This window comes from Promicromonospora sp. MS192, from assembly GCF_049532985.1.
Lineage (GTDB): Bacteria > Actinomycetota > Actinomycetes > Actinomycetales > Cellulomonadaceae > Promicromonospora.
Map to the genome: position 1 here is coordinate 4,855,014 of NZ_CP186693.1, position 15,676 is coordinate 4,870,689.

Sequence of the window (15,676 nt, forward strand, 5' to 3'; positions counted from 1 at the left end):
GCGGCTACCCCAGGTCGATCTCGCGGGCCGCGGCGACCATCTCGTCCACGACGGCGCGCACGATGGGACCGGGTTCGTGCCGGTTCTGCCGGTGCCGCACCACGAGCCGCCGCGAGCCGAGACCGGCCAGGGCGACCACGGCCACGCCGTCGGGCACCTCCTGCTGCAGGGCCAGCGCGGGCAGCATCGCAATGCCCTGACCGGCGGCGACGAGCGAGATCGCGGTGTCGAAGTCGTTGTAGGAGTGGCGCATCTCGAACGTCGTGCCGAGCTGGGCCGCCAGGCGGGTGGAGGCGCGCTCGGCCGCCGACCCGGCCTGCGGGCCCACCCACGTGAGTGCGGCCAGGTCGTCGAGGCGCTCGGGCTCGGGCAGGCTCGTCGGCACCACGATGCGCCACGGCTCGTCGAGCAGGGGCACGTCGTGGGCACCGCGCGGGGCGGGCGCGTCGACCTCGACGTCGCGCTCCAGCACCACCGCGTCCAGGTCACCGGCCCGCAGCCGGCGGACGGAGTCGGTGGGGTCGTACTCCTGGACGTCGACCTCGATGTGCGGGTGGCGCTCCCCGAGCGACACGAGCACCGGCGCGACCACCGTGCGGATCGCCGTCTGGATGGACCCGACGGACACCCGGCCCGTGAGCTCGCCCTCCAGGGCGGCCACGGCCTGCCGGGCCTGGACCAGCTCGGCCTCGATCCGCTCGGCGGCCTCCGCGAGCACCCGGCCGGCCGGCGTGAGGGTGACTCCGCGGGGCCCGCGGTCCAGCACGTCGATGCCTTCCTCCGCCTCCAGCCGGGCGATCTGCTGCGAGACGGCGGAGGGGGTGACGTGCAGCAGGTCCGCTGCTGCGAGCACCCCTCCGGCGCGGTGCACGGCGAGCAGGAAAGCGAGTCTTCGCGGGTCGGTGGCCATGTAGCGATGCTACATCCCGGAGTCACGAACATTCGATTGTGCTGAACGCAGGGTGTGCCTCATGCTTGATCCTGGCGGCGAGCGGACCAGTTCCGGACCGAGACCGCCGAACCCCTGCACGGATCCCCGGCACTCGACCTCCGGCCGATCCTCGAATCGTTTCGAACCACATCCCCAGGAGTATCGCCATGTCCCTCATGCTGGTCGTCACCGCCCTCGGCTGGGTCGGCGCTCTCGCCGGCCTCGTGGCCTACGCCATGGTCAGCCGCGGGCGCTGGAGCGCCGACTCGCTCGCGTTCCAGTGCACGAACGTGCTGGCGGCCGGGACACTGCTGACCGTGGCGGCGGTGAACGGCATCTGGCCGTCCGCGGCGTCCAACATCGCCGCCATCCTGATCGGCGCGAACGCGCTCTTCACCGTGTTCCGCGCCAAGCGGCGCGCGGCGGGCGAGGCGGCCACGCTGTCCGTCGTCGAGAACACCGTCGTCGAGAACACCGCGGAGCGAGAGCCGGCGGAGACCGCAGAGCGGCCCGTCGTGACGCACCGGGCCTACGCCGAGGCCGCCTGACCCGTCCGGGGTCGCCCGGCCCGTCCGGGGTCGCCCGGCCCTGTCCGGGGTCGCCCGGCCCTGTCCGGGGTCGCCCGGCCCTGTCCGGGGTCGCCCGGCCCTGTCCGGGGTCGCCCGGCCCTGTCCGGGGTCGCCCGGCCCTGTCCGGGGTCGCCCGGCCCTGTCCGGCGCGGAGCGACCTTGCGTCCCGCGCCGGATGTGGTGCGCTGGAACCATGAACCCGCGCATCCGACAGGTGGTGCTGGACACCACCGACGCCCGCGCTCTCGCCGAGTTCTACCGGGAGCTCTTCGGCCTGCACTACCGTCCGGGTGACGAGCCGCCGCCCGAGGGCGAGCCGGACCCGAAGGGCCGCGACTGGCTCGTCCTGCGGAACGACGACGGCGTGTCCCTCGCGTTCCAGCAGGTCGACGAGCTGCCACGATCCACCTGGCCCGAACCCGGCGTGCCGCAGCAGCTCCACCTCGACACCACGGTGCCCGACGTCGCCGCCCTCGCGGCGGCACGGGACCGCGCCGTCGCCCTGGGTGCGACCCTCCTCCACGACCGGTCGGACGACCCGGACGAGCCGCTCCACGTCCTCGCGGACCCGATGGGACATCCGTTCTGCGTCTTCGTCGGCTGACCTCGGCCGGCCGCCTCAGCGGACGTCGAGGTCCGCCACGAGGGCCCGGTGGTCCGAGACGCCCGTGTCGACCGCCCGGCCGGCGACGGACCGGACCCGGCTCTCGCCCGGCGCCTCGTCCAGCAGGATGTGGTCGATCTGGAACCGCGGGTCGTGGCGGGGAAACGTGTCGGCCGTGGCGAGCGACCGCCACCCGGTGAGGTCCGCGGGTGCCGGTGCGCGGAGGTTGAAGTCCCCGAGGACGACCAGCGGCCGGGACAGTGCCGTGAGCCACTGCCGGAGACGGGCGAGCTGACGATCCGCGTGCCGTTCGCCGGGACTCCCCGGGCGGTACCCGGCTGCGCGCCGCGCCAGACCGCCCGCCCAGGTCACCGTCGGGAACCGGTACACGCTCAGGTGCGTGCAGACCACCGTGAGCGGGCCCGACGGCGCGTCGACCTGCGCCGCGAGCGCTACCCGGGGTTCGTCGGCGCCGAGCTGCACCCGGCCCCAGACCCACGGCGTGGCCGGGGGCAGGAGCAGCACGCGCCAGTGCCGCACGGGAAAGCGGGAGAGCAGGGCGACGCCGTAGCCCGGGGTCTCGGGAGGCTCCGCGGCACGGGCCCGGCGGCGCACGCCGGGGTAGCGGAAGGGACCGGTGAGCGCCGGCAGGAACCGGTGGTCGACCGCGCCCGCCGTCGTCGCGCAGAGCCTGGCCTGGTCCACTCCCCCGGACCGCGCCTGCCGCCGGTCCACCTCCTGCAGCGCGACCACGTCGGCGTCGAGCGCCGCGACGGCGTCCGCCAGGCGGTGGTTGTCGACGCGGCCGTCCGGGCCGAGCCCGTGCTGGACGTTGAAGGTGGCGACGCGCACCTGCGTCATTCGCTCTCTGCGATCTTGCGGGTCTGCCGGTCGATCTCCACCGGGTCCATCCCGCGTTCCCGGAGCAGCGCGTCGACCTTGGCCTCGAGACGCTGGTCACCCTCGCGCGACTGGGAGGAACCCCAGAAGTAGAACAGCCCGAGCCCCGCCGCCTGCCAGATGAGCTGGAGAAACTCGGACTGCCAGTTCTCGAACGTCGAGGCGAGGAAGTCGGGCCAGTACTCGACCCAGGAGAACGGGAGCCCCTGGTCGCTCGCCTCGTTGCCGAACCTGATCGCCTGGAACACGAACTGTCCGACCCAGGACACCAGGAAGAACGCCCCGGTGACCAGTCCGAACGAGTAGGCCTTCCAGAACACCGGACGAGATCTCGCCTCGTCGGTCCTCGCGTCGCTCATCACGCCTCCTGGCCGTCGCCGGTGGGCGTCCCCGCACGTGGGACGCCTGTCCCCCCAACGTAGGCCGGTACGTCAGTCGACGCCCGGCAGAACCGGGTCGCTCAGGAACCCGTCGATCGCCTCCTGCGTCGGGAAGACGGTCACGCCGGGCCCGGAGAAGAGGCGTACCAGGGTCTGCGCGATGTCCCGCACGGCGATGTTCGCCAGGTTGGACGCCTGCCGCAGGCGTTCGAACGCCTCCTCCTCCTCGATCCCGTACACCACCATGAGCACGCCCTTGGCCTGCTCGATCACCGCCCGGCGCTCGGCCGACGCCTGGATCGAGGCGGTCGCCTCACGTGCCGCGGCCTCGCGGTGCGACTCGGTGACGTCGATGAAGTAGCCGAACAGCTCGACCACCCGCCCCGTCGCAGGGTCACGCCGCCCCTGGCCCGTCACGGCCAGGGTCCGCGTCGCACCGTGCGCGTCCCGGATCCGGTGCACGGAGCTGAACGGCTGCCCGGTCTCGGCAGCACGCCGCAGGACCCCGTCCACGCGGGCCCTGTCGTCCGGGTGCTTGTGCGACAGCATGAGCGGCGTGGTCGGCACGATCTGCCCAGGCTCGAACCCGTGCATCACGTACACCTCGTCGGACCACGCCCACTCTCCCGTCGCCAGGTCGAGCCGGTATCGACCGACGGGAGGACGGCTTCCGCCGACGAGTGCTTCCTCGATGGCGCCGTCAAACACGCGCTCGACAGGTGGCTGTCCAGAGCTCACGAGGTTCCTCCCAGGGGGCAGGTTCGCGGATGGTGATCGAAGAGTACGGGACGTGCGACCCATGAGCGGCACGGATAGCGTGGACAGCAGGTCGAGAAGTGGCCGTCGCGTCGGTTGGACATGCCCGCAGGACGACGGAGGACTCCATGAGCCAGGACCAGCCCTTTCCCCCGCAGCAGCAGGACCCGCCCGGTACGACCGACCGGATGGTGCCCACGCCGGACCACGGCGAGGCGAGCTATGTCGGCAGCGAGAAGCTGGTCGGCTACAAGGCGCTGGTCACCGGTGGCGACTCCGGGATCGGGCGGGCGGTCGCCATCGCCTTCGCCCGCGAGGGCGCCGACGTCGCCCTCTCCTACCTCCCGGAGGAGGAGAAGGACGCACGGACGACGGCGGAATGGGTGCACCGCGCGGGCCGGCAGTGCGCCCTGCTGCCGGGCGACCTGCGGGACGAGGCCACGGCGCGCGGCGTCGCCCATCGCGCCGCCGGGGAGCTGGGCGGCCTGGACGTGCTGGTGAACAACGCCGGGTACCAGATGGCGCGGCGCGAGTCGGTCGAGGACGTGACCACCGACGAGCTGGACCGGGTGCTCAAGACCAACCTGTACGCGCTGTTCTGGTTGACGCAGTCCGCGCTCGGGCACCTCGGCGAGGGCAGCGCGATCATCAACAACTCGTCGATCCAGGCCTACCAGCCGTCGACCTCGCTGCTCGACTACGCCGCCACCAAGGCGGCCATCAACAACATCACCGTCAACCTCGCCGCGGAGCTCGGGCCGCGCGGCATCCGCGTGAACGCGGTGGCCCCGGGTCCCATCTGGACTCCCCTGCAACCGGCCACACAGCCCGAGGAGAAGGTCGCGTCGTTCGGCGCCGACACCCCGCTCGGCCGTGCCGGGCAGCCGGCCGAGGTGGCGCCCGCGTTCGTCTTCCTGGCGTCGCCGGTGACTGCGTCGTACGTCTCCGGCACGGTGCTGGGTGTGACGGGCGGTCGCCCGGTGTTCTAGCTCGGTGTTCTAGCGCGGTGTCCTAGCCCGCCGCCGGCGCCAGGACCTCGACCGTCCCGTGCTCGCCGTCCACGCGGACCCGGTCCCCGGTGTGCAGCAGCATGGTCGCGTTGCCGCACCCCACGACGGCGGGGATACCCAGCTCCCGGGCCACGATCGCGGCGTGCGAGAGGGGTGCGCCCACGTCGGTGACGACGGCGCCCGCGCGGGGGAAGAGGGGCGTCCAGCCCACGTTCGTCACGGTCGTGACGAGGATCTCCCCGGGCTGGAGCGCGGCGCCGTCGTCCACCGAGGGCACCACCCGGACCACCCCTTCGACCACACCCGCCGCACCGGGGAACCCTCGGACCACGTCGCTCGCCGGGGCCGCCTCGCCGTGTTCGTCGAACACGTCGGTACGGCGTGCCGGGTCCGCCGCCCACCGCACCGGGTCGAACCTGCCGCGGATCACGGCGGGGTAGGCGGGCAGGTCGCGGTACTGCTGGTACGTGGCCCGGCGGACGGCGACGCGCTGGCGGGGCGGAGCACCGCCGTCGAGCACCTGGAGCAGCTCGTCGACGTCCAGGAAGAAGACGTCGTCGCCCAGCCCCGTGAGCTCGCCGGCGCGCACCGCGAAGACGCGCAGTGCCCAGAACGTGCGGATCACCTCGGAGCGCGCGATCTCGCGGTCGCGCGCGTTCCGCGCCCACCGGTCGAACTTCTTCCGCACGGACGCCGCCGTACGGGCCGAGCGCTGCTCCAGCCGCGCCCATGCGGCGGCACGAGCCTCCTCCTGCCGGGCGAGCAGCGCGTCGACGTCGGTCTCCGCCGCCGCGGCGAGCTGCCGGCCGAGCCAGCCCGGATCCTCGGCGGGGCGCGGCACGGACACCTCGAACTCGTCGACGCCCCGGTGCCCGTAACGGGACACGTAGGTCTCCGCGTCGAGCTCGCCCAGCGCCACCCGCCGCAGGCCGAGCAGCGTGTCCATGCTGGCCAGCCCTCGAGTACCGGTCGACAGCCCGGACGTCAGCGTCTCGGTGTCCACGTCACCGAGCAGCGGCCGCAGGTCCCTGCGCAAGGTCAGGAGCGCCGTGCCGTCCTGCCGGCTCGCCCCGCGCAACGCCCGGGACGACTCGACCAGGTAGGGACCGAGCTCCCTGCGCCAGAAGGCCGCCAGCTCCTGCGGCCCGGCCATCTCGGCCGCGCGCCGGCGCAGGGCGGTGCCCCGCTCCTCCGCGGTGGCCAGGAAGCCCGGCAGCGCGCGCACGTCGCGCACCAGCGACGTGAGGTTGCGCCCCACCATCGGCAGCAGCCGGCGGATCAGCTCCCCGCGGCCGATCGGGGCCACGGGGATCTCCGGCTGACCCGGGAGCCGCCCGAACACCTCCCGGTACGCGGCGTCGATCGTCTTCTGCATCCCGAGGGCGCGAGCGACCGTCTCGGTGGTGCTCAGGTTCATGTAGAACCGGCCGCCGATGGTCCCGTAGGCCGGCACGCCGATGTCCGTCTCGGCCATCGCGTGCCGCATGAAGATCTGCACGAGCGACCAGGTCAGCGGCGTCATCACGCTCGGCAGGGCCTCGCCCAGGTTCGCGTTCGTCCACAGGAAGTCGCCGAGCAGGCTGTCGTTCCACACCTCCGTCACGGGTGCCTGCCCGGCCGCTCCCGTGACGGGTCGGGCCTGGAGCACGGCCGGGACACCGTCGTGCAGCGCCCACTCCACGTCCATGGGCACGCCGTAGAGCTCCTCGATGCGGACGCCGAGCGCGGCGAGACCCGCCGCCTGCTCGTCGGTGAGCGACGGGCGGTCCCGGAGCGCGGCGGGCACCGGCTCGTCCCGTGTGCCGCCGGCCGTCCGGACGGTGCGGACGTCCTTGGTGCTCACCGTGCGCTCCACCGCTCCGCCGACCCGGGCCACGAGGAACGTGTCCGGCGTGACGTGCCCGCCGACCACCGCCTCGCCCAGGCCCCATGCCGCGTTGATCAGCACGCGGTCCCGTGACCCCGTCATCGGGTCGACGGTGAACAGGATGCCCGCTGCGTCCGCGTCGACCAGGAGCTGCACGACCACCGCGAGCGCGACCTCGTCGGCGGGGATGCCGTGCCGCGCGCGATACCCGATCGCACGCGCCGTCCACAGGGACGCCCAGCAGTCGCGTACCGCACGGAGCAGCGCGTCCTCGCCCCGGATGTTCAGGAACGAGTCCTGCTGGCCGGCGAAGGACATGCCCGGCAGGTCCTCGGCCGTGGCGGACGATCGGACGGCGATGGCGGGGCCGGCATCGTCCGCCGGGGCGGGTGCGGCAGACGCGGCGGACGCGGCCGGGGCGGCGGGTGCGCCGTCCGCCATGGCGGGTGTGCCAGGCGCCGGAGCGGGTGTGCCGTCGGCCGTGGCGGGTGTGCCAGGCGCCGGAGCGGGTGTGCCGTCGGCCGTGGCGGGTGTGCCGGACGCCGGGGCCGCCGCGCCGTGCAGGCCCCGGTACGCCGCCCGGACGGCCTCGGCCACGGGCCCCGGGATCTCCAGGGCCGCGAACACGGCGGCGATCCGGGCCGCGGCGACTGCGTGGGTCTCGGGTCGCTCGGGGTCCACGTCGCGGGTCGCCGCGACGATCTCCCGCTGCGACGCACCCGCGACGGCCGCGCGGTAGGCGTCGGTGGTGACGTGGAACCCGCCGGGCACGGGCAGCCCGGCCGCGGCGAGGCGGGCGAGCGACGATCCCTTGCCGCCGGTGGTCGTCAGCGCCGCCGCCCCGGGGTCCGCCAGCGGCAGCGTGAACGAGTGCGTGACGTCGGTGCTCACGAGGTCTCCTCCTCATCGGGCGGAAGGTCGTCGCCGAGCGACTCCCGCAGCTTGGCCCGCGCCACCGCGTAGGCCCGGTCGACGAACGCCCGCGTGGCGTCCGCGCACACGGCACGGTCCGCCTCGGACGGCTCGCGCTCCGGCGCGAGCGCACGGACGAGCATGTCGGCGACGAGCTCGCCGGTGCGCTCGTCGGACACCCGGAGGGAGTCGGGCATCATCCGCACGGAGAACAGGGAGCCGTGCAGCACGGCGGCGATCACCGTGAGGTGGTCCTCGACGCTCAGATCGGCACGCGCCATGCCGCGCTCCCGGAGCGCGGCGAGGTACTCGCCGAACGGGACCACCATCTCGGGCGTCGTGGTGCTCGTGCGCTTGCGGGCCACCAGCTTGCCGAGCACGGCGGAGTCCTGCACCAGCGCGGCCTGCAGCAGCGGGCGGCGGTGGATCTCGCGCGCCAGGTGACCGAACAGACCAGGGAGGGTCGCGGTCTCCGGATGATCCCGCAGCTCCCGGCGCACCGCGCCGATCATCTGGGCCCGATCCCACCGCATGAGCGCGGCGAACAGCTCCTCGCGGCTGCTCCAGTGCAGGTAGATGGTGCCCTTGGCGACTCCGGCGAGCCGGGCGACGTCATCGATGGTGGTCTTGTCGTAGCCCCAGCGGAGAACCAGCTCCGTGGCCGCGGCGAGGATCCGCTCTGCACGCTCGGCACGCCGGCGCGCGGCTGCCGGGCGCCTGGTGGTCTGTGTGGCCTCCATGCCGTCGCCCCTTCCGCCGACTCTGAAAATATGACCAGATTCGTTCATCTGGTCATGCCTGCACGGTAGCCTCCACGCGCCGAGACCGTCAATGCGCCCGTGACCTGCCGGTTCGGAGCGGGGCGCGAGCTGTGGAACCTTCGACCACCACTGACGAAGCACCCTCGCGGGAGTCAGTCACTCTCGGTAGACATCGTCTACACAGAGCAACGCACCCTCGCGGGACAAGCCGCTGCGGCACCGAGCGAACCCGCCACCCGGAGCCCCGCACGACAAGAGCGCCTCCGTCCGGCCGTGTCGTTCGACACGGCCGGACGGAGGCGCTCAGGGGAAAGCCGGGGTCAGCCGACCGTCACGTTCACCGACGCCTGAGACGGCGCCTGGAGGCTGGTGCCCGGGTACTTCGCGATCCACCTGCCGGTCGCACTCGCGGAGACCGACGTCGAGTAGGTGCCGTTCGAGCCCGTCGTCACCGTCTTCTTCAGGACCGGCTCCGCCGTGCCCGCGGGGTCGAACCAGATCTGCACGGACGTGTTCGGCGCCGGGCGGTCCTGGGCGCTGCCGCCGCTGACGAGCTGCACCTTGCGGACCCCACCGCTGAGGTTGATGGACTGCGGTCCGGGGACCGATGTCGCGGACGCGGTCACCGTGGTGGTGCTGGCCCGCTTGACCACGATCGTGGTGACCGTCGGGTCCTCGACCAGCACGTCGTGGATGCAGTTGCTGGTGCCGCCCTCGAGGCCGTCCCAGTCCGGCGCCGAGCAGGCCTTCATCTCGTCCCGGATGCCGATGTCGTACACACCTGCCGGGAGAGTCGGGTTGAAGGTCAGCGTCACATGGCTCGTGCCGATGCCGGAGTGCACCAGCTCGCGCTGCATCCGGTAGCCGTTGGGGTAGCTGCCCTCGCCGCGCTGGCTCTCGGCGCTGACCCAGCCGGAGGTCCCGCCGATGGTAAAGCCCAGGCTGCCGACGTCGACCCGGCGGCTCACGGGGGCCAGCCCCACCACGACGTCCTGCGTCATCAGGTGGTCGCCCGCGGTGTAGTCGCCCTGCGTCGCGCGGACCTGACCCTGCCGCAGCGTCGTGTTGCGCTCACGCTCCGCGGAGGTGATGGTCCACACCGCCCGCGCGCCCGTGTCGGTCTGCGCCATCTCGGCCCGCCACTTGCCGGACCCACCGGGCTTGTGCCGGCTCGTGAAGTAGCCGCGCGAGTCGGTCGTGAGCGTGGCCCGGAGCGCCTCCGGCGCGGAGCCCTCGGGGTCGAAGTACAGCTTGACCTCCTGGCCGGTGGCCGGCTCGTACTCGCCGGTACCGAGGCTCCTGATGTTGGCGGCGCCGTGGACCGAGATCGTCGAGCCCGCGGGTGCGCTCGCCGGCGAGGTCCAGATGAGCGGGATGTTCCGCTGCGCCCGGAAGGGCACCGAGACGGGGGTCTCCGTCTGGATCGGCACCTCGGTGACGCCGCTGGCCGTGGTGATCGCGACCCGGGCGGACAGGCTCACGTCGTAGATCCCCGGTGCGGCGTCGTCGGGCAGCGGGACCGTGGAGGTCCAGGCGTTCGCCGTCCCGGACGGGACGAACTGCTCACCGATGAGCTCCCGGCCGTCCGGGTCGACCATCGTGATCCGTCCCGACTTCATCGCCGCGGACGTCCCGTCGTGCGTGATGGTGAGCGTCCCGGTGATGGAACCGTTCACGGACGACCCCGGCGGCAGCGAGATCTTGGCCGTGACGGCCACGTTCTCCGCCCGTGCGGTCATCGTCGCGGTGCCCGACGGCCCGGGCGAGACCGTCGCCGTCGGCTCCGCGGACACGCTCGGCGCCACGGCGCCGGCCACCATCAGTGCTGCCCCGAGCGCCACACCCAGCGACACCCGCATCCTTGATCTCTTCACGCGCACGCCCCTCGTCCGGGGGACGCGGACGCGTCCCGCCCCAGCGGCATGTTCTCCCGGGCGACCAGGCCCGGCCACGGGAGGCGGTGATGCGACCGGGTGAAATTTTTCGCCCGGTCGGACCTACGCGACAGTTGCGACAATGGGTCGATGCATGCCGACGAACGAGGAGAGTCCACGGCGCAGCGCGCCGACCGGAACTGGAACGAGCTGCTCCAGGAGCTGCGCGTCATGCAGACCGGGGTGCAGATCCTGACGGGCTTCCTGCTGACGCTGCCGTTCCAGTCCCGCTTCTCCGATCTCGACGACTACCAGCGCATCGTCTACCTGATCCTGGTGATCACGTCGGTCGTCGCGACCGCGCTCATCGTGGCGCCGGTCAGCGTGCACCGGTCCCTGTTCCGCAAGCAGATGAAGCGGAACATCGTCACCCTGGCCGACCGGATCACCCGTGCGGCCCTCGGCGTGCTCGCCCTGGTCATGACCGGGGCCACCCTGCTCGTGTTCGACGTCGTGGTCGGGCGCACCGCCGGGATCGTCGCCGGGGCGAGCGTGCTCGTCGTGCTGGGCATCCTCTGGGTGGCCTTCCCGGAGGCGCTACGGCGGCGCCGGTGATCAGAGCGTCTTGTGCCAGGCCACGATGCGGTCCACCGCCCGCGTCACGGTGTCGAGCGACGACGCGAACGACAGCCGCACCCAGTCCCGTCCGTGCTCGCCGTCGAAGTCCGTCCCGGGCGTGATGGCGACGTCGGCCTCCGCCAGGAGCCGGGCGCAGTACGTGACGGAGTCCAGGCCGAAGGCGGAGATGTTCCCGTACAGGTAGAAGGCACCGTCGGCGGGCGCGACGGGGCGCCAGCCCAGCTCGCCCAGCCGGTCGAGCAGCAGCGTGCGCGACGCCGCGTACCGGGCCACGTTCTCGGCCGCCGCAGCGTAGCCCTCCGGAGTGAACGCCGCGATGCCGGCCTGCTGCGCCAGCGCGGGCGGGGAGAGCGCCACGTTGCCTGCGAGCGCGTCGACGGGCCCGACGAGCTCGTCGGGCAGCACGAGCCAGCCGAGCCGCCAGCCGGTCATGGCCCAGTACTTGGAGAACGAGTTCACGACGACGGCGCCCTGGCCGGTGAACGTGGCCGCCGTCGCCTGGGCCACCTCGTCCGAGTAGGCGATGCCGTGGTAGATCTCGTCGCTGATCAGGCGCACGTCGTGGTCGGCGCACCAGTCCGCGACCGCGCCCAGCTCGGCGGGCGTGATCATCGTGCCGGTCGGGTTGGCGGGCGAGGCGACCATGACGCCGTCGAGCCCGCCGCCGTAGTACGCCTCGTTGAGCTGGGAGACGGTGGGCTGGTAGCGGGTCTCGGGGCCGCAGTCGAGCTCCACCACCTCGCAGCCCAGCGCCGACAGGATGTTCTTGTACGCGGGGTAGCCGGGACGGGCGAGCGCCACCCGGTCGCCGACGTCGAACGCCGCGAGGAACGCGAGCACGAAGCCGCCGCTGGATCCCGTGGTGACGGCGATCCGCGCGGGGTCGACGTCGACGTCGTACCAGCGCCGGTAGTGGCCCGCGATCTCCGCCCGCAACGCGGGCACGCCCATCGCCTCGGTGTATCCCAGGTTGCCGTCACGGAGCAGGGCGATGGCCCGCTCCCGCACCACGTCGGACGCCCCGGTCGACGGCTCCCCCGCACACAGGTTGAGCACGTCCGCGCCGGTGGCACGGCGGGCGTTGGCGGCGGCGAGCACCTCCATGACGGCGAACGGGGGCACGTGGGACCGGCGGGAGACCTTCATGCCGCCCATCATCGCCCACTGCGTGGGGCCCAGGGGCGATGATCCCCGATCGATGGCCCGCCGTTGTCGTCCTCGCCACCCTTCCCGGGTCGCTTGTGAAAGTTGTAACGTGGCGCCATGGCGCCGGGATCGCTCGACGACGCAGACAACGACCCCATCCGCCGGGCCGCGCAGTACCGCGTGGACCGGGAGACGGCCGCGGAACGCGCCGCGCCCGACCCGGACGGTTCCGCCGAGGGCGCACCGGAGAACGGCGCACCGGAGAACGAGGCCCAGCGGCCCGGCAGCATGACATCCGAGGAGCGCGCCCGTTACGTCGACGTGGTCGTCGACCAGGCGATGCGGCGCGGCGAGTTCGACAACCTGCCCCTGCAGGGCAAGCCGATCCCGGGCCTGACCGGGACCCACGACCCGGACTGGTGGGTGAAGGGCCTGATCGAGCGGGAGAACATCACCGGCGTGCTGCCGGCGGCGCAGCTCCGCACGGAGAGCGCCGAGCTGGAGCACAGGCTGGACCTGGAGGTGATGGAGCAGCGCGTCCGGGAGATCGTCGCCGACTTCAACGCCCGCGTGGTCGACGCCCGCCGCCAGCTCCAGGGCGGTCCGCCCGTGGTCACGCCCACCCGCGATGTCGACGAGGAGGTCCGGAAGTGGGCGGAGCGGCGCACGGCACGGCGAGCGGCGCGCACGGAAACGACCGCGGCGCCGCCCCGTGACCCGACGTCGGGCGACAGGCCGTGGTGGAAGTTCTGGTGAGGACCGTCAGAACCCGTACGTGGTCACGATGACCACCGTGGTCGCCAGCCAGTAGGGCACGGAACCGAGCGCGAACCCGAGCCCCGCGGCCGCGGCCATCCGGCCCCACGTCGCCCCGAACCTGCCGGACACCGCACCGGCGGCCATGGCGAGACAGCCGGCGATCGTCACGCCCTCCGCCGCTCCCTGCGAGATCAGCATCCCGAGGACGGCCGCGACGATCCCGACGACGACCTCGCCGCGGGCGAGGAACGGGCCGCCCCGGCGGGCCCGGTGGTGCGTCTCCTGGTGCGTTGTCATTGCGCATCGCCCCTCGTGCCCTGCTTCGGTGCGGGCACCTCCGTTCCAGGATCGCACCGGGGCCGTCAGGCCGCCAGGGCCGCGGGAACCTGGGCGTCAGCGCCCGGCGAGCACGTACCCGTCGAACCAGCGTCGCGTCTGGCGCCACACCTGCTCACGCACGGGTGCGGCCGACAGGGTCACGTCGTGCAGCGCGCCGTCGATCCGCACCAGCGTCACGAGCGAACCGACGTCGGGCACCCGCCGCGCGATGCCGATGACGTCCAGCACGGAGTCGGTGCTCCGCATGTCCTCGCTCCACCGCGTGGGCATCGAGCTCCGTGCGCTGAGCAGCACGAGCACGGGCACCTCGATGCCGAGGCCGCGAGCCACCTGATCCTGCCCACGGAAGATCGCGGCGAGCCAGGCCGGCGTCGGCGCCCACCCGGCGTCGGGGCGCCAGGCCACGTCGTAGTCCCACTCGCCGTCGAACCGCGCCGAGATGGACCGCGCGTACAGCCCGCGATCCAGGTTGACGAGCTGACTCCGGGGCACCAGCGCGGACTGCACCCGGATGCCGGGCTCCATGAGCTTGCGCACCGTCTCGCGCGGCTGGAACTCCAGCCAGGGCGAGTTCAGCACCAGGCCCGCGACCCGCTCCTGGTTGCGGGCCGTCCACAGGCTGACCGTCAGTCCGCCGGTGGAGTGCCCCATGAGCACGAGCTTGCGCTCGGGCTCGTCGGCCCGTCCGTGGCCCATGACGTCGAGCGCCGCCTCGATGTCCTCGTCGTACGTCGCCAGGCTGCGGATGTAGCCCGGGGTCTGGCCCTCCCGGATGCTGCGTCCGTAGCGCCGCAGGTCGAGGGCGTGGAACCGCACACCGAGCGACTCCCAGAAGTCCGCCAGGTGCACCTGGAAGAAGTAGTCGAGCCAGCCGTGCACGTACAGCACGTCGACGCCGGCGTCAGGCACCTCGGCCCGCGACGCCCCGTCGCCCGACGGCTCGGGCGAGCCGTCGGGGTGCGCCCGTCCGCCGCCCCGCAGCCCGAGCCGCCGGCCGAGCTCCGACAGCTCCTCCCAGAGGCGCGCCACCTGGGGGTTGTCGGCGCCCACATGGCGCGAGCGGCGCGACCCGGCGTCGCCGGCCCGGTCGGGCTCCGGCCGCATGCGGCGGACCAGGGTCGCCACCACCTCCGGCTCGTCCTCGTCGGGCGACAGCGGCAGCGTGCGGCGCTCGAAGCCCGGCAGCACGTCGGGCTCCCACGCCGGCTGCGTCGTCGTCCCGTCGTCGGGACCGGGGGAGAGGCTCGTCATCTGACTGACGGTAACCGCAGGTGCGCCCACTCCGCCGGGTAGTCGTCGAGCCAGTCCGCCAGCGACCGCGCGCCGCGCCCCGCCAGGTGCCCGACGTCGGGGCTGACCCGCGCCAGCACACCCGCCTCGATCGCCTGGCACTGGGTGATCCAGTCCTCGACCTCGGCACTGGTGGACCGCGAGAAGAAGGAGCGGGCCTGCTCGACGGTCTGGGGCACGTACCGGACGGGCCGCCCGATGGCCGCCGAGAGCGTCGCGGCGATCTCGGCGAAGCTCATCGCCTCGGGTCCGGTCAGGTGATACGTACGCCCGGCGTGCCGGCCGGGGTCCTCGTCGAGCAGCACGGCGGTCGCGACGTCGGCCACGTCCTCGTGCGAGACGGAGGCGACCCGGCCGTCCCCCGCGGGCGCGCGGAGCACGGTGCCGCCCGGCGCACCGTACGACTCGTCGTGGACGGCGAACGTCAGGGTGCGGTGGAACATCGAGGTCCGCAGCAGCGTCCAGCGCAGGTCCGTGCCGCGCAGGTACTCCTCGGTGAGCCAGTCGTCGCGCGCGGCGGACGAGACGGCGTCGGCCGCAGCACCCACCGACGACACGTAGACCACGTGCCGCACACCCGCCAGCACCGCGGCGTCGATGGCGGCGCGATGCTTGGCGAGCCGCCCGTGCCGTACCTGGCTCGGCACGAGGAACACGGCGTGCGCACCCTCGAACGCGCCGGTCAGAATCCTGGAGGCGGTCTCGGGGGCGGTCCCGGGCGAGAGGTCGGCCGGGAGTGCCACGACCTCCGCCTCCGGCAGCGGCGCGCCGTCGGGCAGGCGGGGTGTGACGCCCCGGCCCGTGACGAGCAGACGCTGCTGACCGCCCGCCGCGGCCACGCGGAAGGCCAGCCTGGATCCGAGGCGGCCGTCGGCCCCGGTGAGCACGACGAGCCGGTCGGGAGACGCGGGCGTCATCCCCTCACGGTAATCGGCCCCC

16 protein-coding genes are annotated in these 15,676 nt (G+C 73.2%); 5 read left to right on the forward strand and 11 right to left on the reverse strand.

Features of this window, described 5'->3' with window-relative positions; genetic code table 11:
• Positions 1-4: 4 nt before the first annotated feature.
• Positions 5-910 carry a LysR family transcriptional regulator gene (locus ACO229_RS21655; protein WP_397412271.1) on the reverse strand — a complete coding sequence of 302 codons (906 nt, stop codon included), beginning with the start codon at positions 908-910 and terminating at the stop codon, positions 5-7.
• A gap of 188 nt (positions 911-1,098) precedes the next feature.
• Here ACO229_RS21655 and ACO229_RS21660 point away from each other — a divergent pair, with 188 nt between their 5' ends.
• Together ACO229_RS21660 and ACO229_RS21665 are read left to right on the forward strand one after the other, a co-directional pair.
• Positions 1,099-1,479: a hypothetical protein gene (locus ACO229_RS21660; RefSeq protein WP_397429277.1), complete on the forward strand. Its 381-nt coding sequence runs from the start codon at positions 1,099-1,101 to the stop codon at positions 1,477-1,479.
• Positions 1,480-1,693: 214 nt separating this feature from the next.
• On the forward strand, positions 1,694-2,104 hold the full coding sequence (locus ACO229_RS21665) for a VOC family protein (RefSeq protein WP_423462762.1): 411 nt from the start codon (positions 1,694-1,696) through the stop codon (positions 2,102-2,104).
• 15 nt (positions 2,105-2,119) lie between these two features.
• Here the strand turns inward: ACO229_RS21665 and ACO229_RS21670 are convergent, their stop codons facing one another.
• The 3 genes from ACO229_RS21670 to ACO229_RS21680 form a co-directional block, all read right to left on the reverse strand.
• Positions 2,120-2,965: an endonuclease/exonuclease/phosphatase family protein gene (locus ACO229_RS21670; RefSeq protein ID WP_423462763.1), complete on the reverse strand. Its 846-nt coding sequence runs from the start codon at positions 2,963-2,965 to the stop codon at positions 2,120-2,122.
• Positions 2,962-3,363 (reverse strand): DUF6766 family protein, encoded by a 402-nt coding sequence (locus tag ACO229_RS21675; protein ID WP_397412263.1) that lies wholly within the window; start codon positions 3,361-3,363, stop codon positions 2,962-2,964. Before ACO229_RS21675 ends, ACO229_RS21670 begins: the two co-directional genes overlap by 4 nt.
• A gap of 72 nt (positions 3,364-3,435) precedes the next feature.
• The gene (locus tag ACO229_RS21680) at positions 3,436-4,122 is read right to left on the reverse strand and encodes a PAS and ANTAR domain-containing protein (RefSeq protein WP_423462764.1); all 687 of its coding nucleotides are present in this window, start codon (positions 4,120-4,122) and stop codon (positions 3,436-3,438) included.
• 146 nt (positions 4,123-4,268) lie between these two features.
• Between ACO229_RS21680 and ACO229_RS21685 the strand changes: the two genes are divergently transcribed.
• A complete protein-coding gene (locus ACO229_RS21685; RefSeq protein ID WP_397412259.1) occupies positions 4,269-5,129 on the forward strand; it encodes an SDR family oxidoreductase in 861 nt (286 codons plus the stop codon).
• Positions 5,130-5,151: 22 nt separating this feature from the next.
• Here ACO229_RS21685 and ACO229_RS21690 read toward each other — a convergent pair whose 3' ends face one another.
• The 3 genes from ACO229_RS21690 to ACO229_RS21700 all read right to left on the reverse strand — a co-directional run bounded on the left by ACO229_RS21690 (position 5,152) and on the right by ACO229_RS21700 (position 10,564).
• Entirely contained in the window at positions 5,152-7,908 is a 2,757-nt protein-coding gene (locus ACO229_RS21690) for a PEP/pyruvate-binding domain-containing protein (protein ID WP_423462765.1), read from the reverse strand.
• On the reverse strand, positions 7,905-8,669 hold the full coding sequence (locus tag ACO229_RS21695; protein ID WP_423462766.1) for a TetR/AcrR family transcriptional regulator: 765 nt from the start codon (positions 8,667-8,669) through the stop codon (positions 7,905-7,907). Before ACO229_RS21695 ends, ACO229_RS21690 begins: the two co-directional genes overlap by 4 nt.
• Positions 8,670-9,010: 341 nt before the next feature.
• Positions 9,011-10,564 carry a hypothetical protein gene (locus ACO229_RS21700; RefSeq protein ID WP_423462767.1) on the reverse strand — a complete coding sequence of 518 codons (1,554 nt, stop codon included), beginning with the start codon at positions 10,562-10,564 and terminating at the stop codon, positions 9,011-9,013.
• Between the two features lie 150 nt (positions 10,565-10,714).
• Here ACO229_RS21700 and ACO229_RS21705 point away from each other — a divergent pair, with 150 nt between their 5' ends.
• A complete protein-coding gene (locus ACO229_RS21705) occupies positions 10,715-11,179 on the forward strand; it encodes a DUF6328 family protein (protein WP_397429271.1) in 465 nt (154 codons plus the stop codon).
• On the opposite strand, the gene ACO229_RS21710 is transcribed toward ACO229_RS21705, so the two are convergent.
• On the reverse strand, positions 11,180-12,349 hold the full coding sequence (locus tag ACO229_RS21710; RefSeq protein ID WP_397412249.1) for a pyridoxal phosphate-dependent aminotransferase: 1,170 nt from the start codon (positions 12,347-12,349) through the stop codon (positions 11,180-11,182). It abuts the gene before it with no gap.
• 117 nt (positions 12,350-12,466) lie between these two features.
• On the opposite strand from ACO229_RS21710, the gene ACO229_RS21715 reads away from it, so the two are divergent.
• The gene (locus ACO229_RS21715; protein ID WP_423462768.1) at positions 12,467-13,105 is read left to right on the forward strand and encodes a DUF1992 domain-containing protein; all 639 of its coding nucleotides are present in this window, start codon (positions 12,467-12,469) and stop codon (positions 13,103-13,105) included.
• A gap of 6 nt (positions 13,106-13,111) precedes the next feature.
• Here ACO229_RS21715 and ACO229_RS21720 read toward each other — a convergent pair whose 3' ends face one another.
• From ACO229_RS21720 to ACO229_RS21730, 3 genes are all read right to left on the reverse strand, one after another.
• Positions 13,112-13,405: a hypothetical protein gene (locus ACO229_RS21720; RefSeq protein ID WP_423462769.1), complete on the reverse strand. Its 294-nt coding sequence runs from the start codon at positions 13,403-13,405 to the stop codon at positions 13,112-13,114.
• A gap of 96 nt (positions 13,406-13,501) precedes the next feature.
• Positions 13,502-14,698 carry an alpha/beta hydrolase gene (locus ACO229_RS21725; protein ID WP_423462770.1) on the reverse strand — a complete coding sequence of 399 codons (1,197 nt, stop codon included), beginning with the start codon at positions 14,696-14,698 and terminating at the stop codon, positions 13,502-13,504.
• Positions 14,695-15,654, reverse strand: a complete 960-nt coding sequence (locus ACO229_RS21730; RefSeq protein ID WP_423462771.1) for an NmrA family NAD(P)-binding protein — start codon at positions 15,652-15,654, stop codon at positions 14,695-14,697. The genes ACO229_RS21725 and ACO229_RS21730 overlap by 4 nt, the downstream gene beginning before the upstream one ends.
• Positions 15,655-15,676 lie beyond the last annotated feature (22 nt).

Bases quoted from the DNA above. Each gene is read 5' to 3' on its own strand.
- ACO229_RS21655 (WP_397412271.1), bottom strand. From the start codon at position 910: ATGGCCACCGACCCGCGAAGACTCGCTTTCCTGCTCGCCGTGCACCGC.
- ACO229_RS21660 (WP_397429277.1), top strand. From the start codon at position 1,099: ATGTCCCTCATGCTGGTCGTCACCGCCCTCGGCTGGGTCGGCGCTCTC.
- ACO229_RS21665 (WP_423462762.1), top strand. From the start codon at position 1,694: ATGAACCCGCGCATCCGACAGGTGGTGCTGGACACCACCGACGCCCGC.
- ACO229_RS21670 (WP_423462763.1), bottom strand. From the start codon at position 2,965: ATGACGCAGGTGCGCGTCGCCACCTTCAACGTCCAGCACGGGCTCGGC.
- ACO229_RS21675 (WP_397412263.1), bottom strand. From the start codon at position 3,363: ATGAGCGACGCGAGGACCGACGAGGCGAGATCTCGTCCGGTGTTCTGG.
- ACO229_RS21685 (WP_397412259.1), top strand. From the start codon at position 4,269: ATGAGCCAGGACCAGCCCTTTCCCCCGCAGCAGCAGGACCCGCCCGGT.
- ACO229_RS21695 (WP_423462766.1), bottom strand. From the start codon at position 8,669: ATGGAGGCCACACAGACCACCAGGCGCCCGGCAGCCGCGCGCCGGCGT.
- ACO229_RS21705 (WP_397429271.1), top strand. From the start codon at position 10,715: ATGCATGCCGACGAACGAGGAGAGTCCACGGCGCAGCGCGCCGACCGG.
- ACO229_RS21710 (WP_397412249.1), bottom strand. From the start codon at position 12,349: ATGAAGGTCTCCCGCCGGTCCCACGTGCCCCCGTTCGCCGTCATGGAG.
- ACO229_RS21715 (WP_423462768.1), top strand. From the start codon at position 12,467: ATGGCGCCGGGATCGCTCGACGACGCAGACAACGACCCCATCCGCCGG.
- ACO229_RS21720 (WP_423462769.1), bottom strand. From the start codon at position 13,405: ATGACAACGCACCAGGAGACGCACCACCGGGCCCGCCGGGGCGGCCCG.
- ACO229_RS21725 (WP_423462770.1), bottom strand. From the start codon at position 14,698: ATGACGAGCCTCTCCCCCGGTCCCGACGACGGGACGACGACGCAGCCG.
- ACO229_RS21730 (WP_423462771.1), bottom strand. From the start codon at position 15,654: ATGACGCCCGCGTCTCCCGACCGGCTCGTCGTGCTCACCGGGGCCGAC.